Below are 5667 nucleotides of genomic sequence, written 5' to 3'. Positions count from 1 at the left end.
CGGGAGTAGCTCAGTTGGTAGAGCATTACCTTGCCAAGGTAAATGTCGCGCGTTCGAATCGCGTCTCCCGCTCCAGCACAAATCAAAGTTGTCGCTTGGCCCCCTCCCAGAGAGGGGGGCTTTTCGTTTCGGGTCGGGGGGGTTGCAGTTTGTTCAGGTGCCAGTTTGTTCAGGTGCACAGTGACCTGCGTGCTTCATCTTGCCAGCGACCCCAGCTCTCCATCAATCCATAGACCCATCAATCCATGAACTCAGAGGCGCTACAACACCAGCGCCTGAGCCTGGCCGCCGAGGCTGTCCCACAGGGTAAAAGCGGCGCGGGAACCCGGCTGGATCAGGCCCTCGTCGTCCCAGAGCGCCGCCAGGGCCGGGCCACGCGTGAAGGCGTGCAGGGTGGCGTCCAAGCTCAGCGCCTCATCCGCTCCCAGCGCGGCGCCGTCGCCGACCCTGGTGATGGCTGCGGCGAATCCGGCCCGCACGTCCGGCGCCGCCACCGGGGCGTCCGACCCGAAGGCCAGCACGGCGCCTGCGGCCTGAAGCGACCTGAAGGCGTAGCTGCTCGCCTCCAGGTGCGGTAGCAGCGTGCGGATCATGGCCGCGTCGCCGGGCAGGTGGACCGGCTGAGCGCTGGCGACCAGACCGGCGAAGCGTGGGATGTCTGCGGGTCGCAGGTGCTGGGCGTGCTCGATACGCAATTTCAGGCCGCGCCGGGCCGCCAGCTCACGCAGGTCGTCGTAGGCGTCCAGCACTTCCGTGTTGGCCCGGTCCCCGATGGCGTGGGTGACTGGCACCAGGCCGAGGTCCAGCGCCCGGCGACCCAGCGCCCGAATCAGCTCCGGGCTGTCGAGCGCGATGCCGGTGCCGGAGCCGTCGGCAAAGCCCGGCGCGTGCAGCCAGGCGGTGCGGCTGCCCAGCGCCCCGTCGGCGAAGAACTTGACCCCGCCGTACTGAAACAGCGCCGAGTTGCTGGCGATCAGCTCCGGTGCCCGGTCCAGTTGACTGTGCGGCAGGCAGGCCCAGATGCGCAGCGGCAATTCACCCTGCGCCGCGAGCTGTTGCAGGGCCAGCGCGGCGGACGGGTCTTCGTAGGCCATCGTATGGGCGCTGACGTAGCCCCGCCGCGCCAGATTGTCGGCTCCGGCTTTCGCGGCGGCCAGAATCTGGGCTCCCGTCGGCGCGGGCATGGCGCGGGCGGCCAGGCCAGCCGCAGCCTCCAGCAGCGTGCCCAGGGGCCGGATGATCCGCCCGCCCGCCGGATCGGGGGTCTGCTCGGTAATTCCGGCCAGTTCCAGCGCCCGGCTGTTGGCCCAGGCCAGGTGGAGGTCGCGGGAATACAGCAGCACGGGCCGGTTGCCGCTCACCGCGTCGAGGGCCTGGCTGGTGGGGTAGTCTGGCAGGCCCAGTTCGGACATCAGAAAGCCGCCGCCGCAAATCCACTCGCCGGGTGGGGTGCTGACCGCCCGCTGGGCCACCTTTGCTGTCACCTCGGCCACGCTGCGCACACCGTGCAGCTTAAGCTGCGTGAGTGAAAAGCCGTAGCTGACCAGGTGAATGTGCGCGTCGCACAGCCCCGGCGTCAGGATCAGGTCACGGTGGTCGAGGACGGCGGCGCCGGGTGCGCGGGCCTGCAAGTCCTCGCGGCTGCCCACCGCCAGCACCCGGCCACGCTGCACCAGCACGGCTCCGGCTTCGGGCTGACCTGGGTTCTGGGTGACGGTGCGGGCGAGGATAAGCAGCGGCGCTGAGCCGTGAGCCGTCTGGGACATGGCAGGAGGGTAGCGCTAGGACAGGCCCAGATGCAATTTGAGTCGGTGGTCCAGTTCGGTCATCTGAAGTTCGGTGAGCTTACCCTGATAGCGCCCGATCCGGCTGCGGTTCAGGCCGCGCAGGTAGTTGAGCTGAACCCGGCTGCTTTCCGGTAGGCCGCAGGTGCCAGCAGGCAGCAGCACGTCGAAGGGGTACTGACGATCCGTGTTGCTGGTGATGGGGGCTACGATCAGGTGGGGCAGCGTTTCATTAGCGAGGTCGTTGGTCAGGATGACGGCGGGGCGGGTGCGGGCGGGCTCACCGGGTACACTCGGTTCAAAATCGACCCGGTAGATGTCGCCGCGCCTCACAGCCGGTCCGGCTCAACTTCCTCCATTGGGAGCCCCAGCCACTTTTCCGCTTCGGCCTGAGCCTGTGGGTTCTGGGCGTATTCGTGGGTGTAGTCGGTATAGGCGGCCCGCAGTTCCTGCTGTTCAAGCGCCTGTGCCGCCGCCTCCACCGCCCCGCTGAAAGAGGTCAGGCCGTGCCTACGCTGGTAGTCCTCAAGGATGCGAATGGTCTGGTCCGGCACGAGTACATGCTTGCGGTGGGTCGTCTTCATCTCACTATCCTGGCACATGAATCATGTGTGTAGACCATTCCAGCTCACAGCCTGAGCTGCCACTCGCTCACGCTCGACCAGGGTGTGAAGCCCAGCGCCACGTTGATGCTCAGCATGGCGGCGTTTTCCTCGGCGTTGCTGGTCCGCACGACGCGGGCGCCGGGGCACTCGGCCACGACCACCCGGAGCATGGCGGCCTTGAGCCACTTGCCCAGCCCCTGCCCCCGCGCCTCTGGCCGGACGGCGGTGGCGCCCTGGCCGATCACGGCGGCCCGCAGCGGATGCCAGTCGCTTTCGCTGTAGCCCACCAGTTCGCCTGTGCGGGAATCCTCGATGACCAGGGTGTGACGGACATCGCCGCTCTCGGCGATCATGCCTTCCCAGGCGCGGATCATCTCCGGCGTAATCTGCCAGTCGTCCACATCGAGGTCGCCGCGCGGCGCGGTGTTCATGACCATTATCAGCCCGGCCATCTGCGTCAGGTAGGCTCCGGGGACGGTCCGCCAGACGTGTAACTGAAACGGATCGTCTGCCGGGCGCTCCAGCCAGCGCTCCAGCAGCGCGTCGTCGAGCAGCTTCAGATCGAGCTGGCTGCGGCGGTCGAGCAGGGCCACTTTGGCCCCCTGTTTGGTGGCGAAGGGTTCGCCCGCCGGAGCCCTGTCGGTGGTCACGAAGGTCATCAGTCGGTGCCTCGCCTGGCGGGCCTGGTCGCTCAGGGCTGTGAACATTCGCTGTCCCAGACCGCGCCGCCGTCTATCTGGGCGCACCAGCACCTGAGCCTGGCCGGTGTGCCGGTTCTGGGTCAGGCTGTAGTCCAGTTTGCCGTAGGCCAGCGCCCGCTCGCCCTCCCAGATGACGAACTGATCGATGCGCTCGCCGGGCGTCACATGGGTCAGCTCGGCGGCCAGCAACGTGGGAATGAGTGGCGGGTCGTCCGGGTAGGTAAAGGCGAAGCACTCGGCGATCAGCTCGGCGACGGCCAACCTCTCGGCGGGCGTGGCCGAGGCGACACTGAACGGAGTAGGCATTTGAAGTGTAGTCACAGTTTCACTCTAGGCACAGTTTCACTCTAGGCACAGCCGGTCAGTTGTGCATCTGCCTGATGGCTGAGCGACAAGACCCAACGCGCCTCCATCTGAGCGACATCTGTGTGTCCGCGCCGCGCCGTAAGCTCCTGCACATGTTGACCCTCAGTGACGCCCGCAGAATAATCGCCGCCGCCGAAGCCCAAGCCGCCCAGATCGGCCAGCCTATGAACATCGCCGTGGTGGACGCAGGCGGCAACCTGATCGCCCACGTCCGGATGGACGGCGCCTGGATCGGCAGCATCGATATTTCCATCAACAAGGCGTTCACGGCCCGCGCCTTCGATATCAGCACCAAGGACCTGGGCGACAACAGTCAGCCGGGGCAGCAGTTCTACGGCATCCACGCCTCCAACGGGGGCCGCATCATGATCTTTGCAGGTGGATTGCCGCTGAAACAAGGTGGCCAGGTCGTCGGTGCCATCGGCGTCAGCGGCGGCTCCGGCGAGCAGGATCAGGCGGTGGCCGAGGCGGGCGCGGCAGCGCTGTAGATTATTGGGCGCTTGCTATGAGTTTGCCTGTTTTGTTTCGATACTAAAGCCTAGGCTAACTATTGGTCATCCTGGGTGCAGCGAAGGATCTCGTACTCTGACGGCGAGAACCTTTGCTGCGCGTGAATTATGGCGACCAGTGCTCTGGACCGTCATGCCCTAGACTTATTGTCGCGCCCGTGCGCCAACCACGCGCCCGCCGGAGGGCATGAATGACTCAGGACCAGACCCACGACATCCTCTACATGCTCGTCGAGTGGGAGCACGCCCACGACGATTACCCGCAGTTTCTATATGCCGAGCTGGGCCGCGACATGCTGGAAGTCCGCAAAGTCGAAACCTTTCCGGATGGCCGGAGCTTCAAAGTCGAGCTGGAGTGCCCCAGCGACGGCCCCACCCGGCTCTCCGAGCACACCTGGCCGGAAGTCGAGGAGATCAACGCCTCCGAGGGCGAAAAGTTCAGCGCCCGGCTGCTGAGCCGCTCTGAATTTGAAGCGGTCTGGCTCAGCGCCTCAGATTGAAGTGGGCGCTTCCGGCTCCAGCTCGAAGACGGTCAGCTCCGCCGGGCAATTGAAGCGCACCGGCAGCCCGGTCACGCCCAGGCCGTGCGTGACGTAGCCCCGGATCAGCCGAGATTGGCCCTGCGCCTCGATGGTCGGCTCGGCGGCGCTGGGCGGTTCCGGCTGGGTTTCGATCCAGCCTTCCAGAAAGCGGGTGTCGTACAAGCTGGCCTGCTTGACCGGCCCCAGAAACGGCAAGCGGACCTGGCCGCCGTGGGTGTGGCCGCACAGCGTCAGGCCCACGCCTGCGGGGACGTGGGGCAGGAAGTCCGGGTTGTGCGAGAGCATCAGCGTGGCGCCGCCGGTTTTGGCCTGCAAGGTCGCCTTCATGTCCTGGTTGCCGAACCACCAGTCGTCGATGCCGCACAGGTACAGGTCGGGCCGCAGTTGTACGCCCGCGTTGTTGATGATGACGATGCCCGCCTCGCCGAGCTGCCGGGCGAAACGGGCGCGGACCGGCTGGGTGTTCAGGCTGGTCCAGTCGTGGTTGCCGAAGACCCCGTAGACGCCCAGCGGGGCCTTCAGGGCCGAGAGTTCCTCCATCAGCACCTGGATAGGCCGGTAGGAGACGCTGCTGTCTAGAAAATCGCCGGTAATGACGATCAGGTCGGCTTGCTGCGCCATGGCCGAGCGGACCCAGCGCCGCACCGAGCCGCGCCCGATGAAGTTGCCGTAGTGCAGGTCCGAGAGCTGCACCACCCGGACCGGCGCCTCCAGGCCCGGCAGGGCGAGGCGCTGGCGCACCACCCGGAAGCGGTAGGCGTTGGCATACGAAAGGCCCAGGGTGCCGCCAAACAGCGAGAGCAGTGAGCGAACGGCGAGCATCGAGCAACACCTTAGCGTCTGTGGGTCAGGCAGAAGAATTGCCGCAAAATTTGATGAGGGCCGAGGCGACGGGGCCAACCGAGCCAACCGAGCCGACCGAGCCGACCGAGCCGACCGAGCCGATCAGCCGCGTGAACGCGAAGTGCGTTCCTGAACAGTGGCGCCGACTCGGTTCGCTAGCTCCTTAGTTGTCACCCTAGAGCAGTACTCCGAATTACGCCACGGGGAAAACAGCCTCCCCGCGCCTCCATTCTGCGTCCTGCTCAGTCAAAACTACTCGCTCCGCTCGGTCATAAAAAGACCCTTTTTATGACATCTGCTCTAGGGTGGTGGCACGG

Annotated in this window: 7 protein-coding genes; 2 read left to right on the top strand and 5 right to left on the bottom strand. The window is 66.1% G+C overall.

Annotated features, from left to right (window positions below; translation table 11 throughout):
* Positions 1-260: 260 nt before the first annotated feature.
* From Q0R23_RS15090 to Q0R23_RS15075, 4 genes are read right to left on the bottom strand one after another with little or no spacing between them, the layout of a single operon-like run.
* Positions 261-1766 (bottom strand): amidohydrolase, encoded by a 1506-nt coding sequence (locus tag Q0R23_RS15090; RefSeq protein WP_293914279.1) that lies wholly within the window; start codon positions 1764-1766, stop codon positions 261-263.
* A gap of 15 nt (positions 1767-1781) precedes the next feature.
* Positions 1782-2117 (bottom strand): type II toxin-antitoxin system PemK/MazF family toxin, encoded by a 336-nt coding sequence (locus Q0R23_RS15085; protein WP_293914277.1) that lies wholly within the window; start codon positions 2115-2117, stop codon positions 1782-1784.
* Positions 2114-2368 carry a hypothetical protein gene (locus Q0R23_RS15080; protein ID WP_293914276.1) on the bottom strand — a complete coding sequence of 85 codons (255 nt, stop codon included), beginning with the start codon at positions 2366-2368 and terminating at the stop codon, positions 2114-2116. The genes Q0R23_RS15085 and Q0R23_RS15080 overlap by 4 nt, the downstream gene beginning before the upstream one ends.
* A gap of 44 nt (positions 2369-2412) precedes the next feature.
* Positions 2413-3411: a GNAT family N-acetyltransferase gene (locus Q0R23_RS15075; protein WP_293914275.1), complete on the bottom strand. Its 999-nt coding sequence runs from the start codon at positions 3409-3411 to the stop codon at positions 2413-2415.
* 137 nt (positions 3412-3548) lie between these two features.
* Here Q0R23_RS15075 and Q0R23_RS15070 point away from each other — a divergent pair, with 137 nt between their 5' ends.
* Together Q0R23_RS15070 and Q0R23_RS15065 are read left to right on the top strand one after the other, a co-directional pair.
* A complete protein-coding gene (locus tag Q0R23_RS15070) occupies positions 3549-3944 on the top strand; it encodes a heme-binding protein (protein ID WP_293914273.1) in 396 nt (131 codons plus the stop codon).
* 212 nt (positions 3945-4156) lie between these two features.
* On the top strand, positions 4157-4465 hold the full coding sequence (locus tag Q0R23_RS15065) for a hypothetical protein (protein ID WP_293914271.1): 309 nt from the start codon (positions 4157-4159) through the stop codon (positions 4463-4465).
* On the opposite strand, the gene Q0R23_RS15060 is transcribed toward Q0R23_RS15065, so the two are convergent.
* Complete coding sequence (locus tag Q0R23_RS15060; RefSeq protein WP_293914269.1) at positions 4457-5329, bottom strand: metallophosphoesterase; 873 nt, start codon at positions 5327-5329, stop codon at positions 4457-4459. The two genes, Q0R23_RS15065 and Q0R23_RS15060, sit on opposite strands and share 9 nt — an antisense overlap.
* Positions 5330-5667 lie beyond the last annotated feature (338 nt).

Origin of the sequence: Deinococcus sp., from assembly GCF_025362455.1 — a bacterium.
Taxonomy (GTDB): Bacteria; Deinococcota; Deinococci; order Deinococcales; family Deinococcaceae; genus Deinococcus.
Note: the sequence above shows the minus strand (reverse complement) of the source record. Positions and strands in the feature narration are given on the sequence as shown.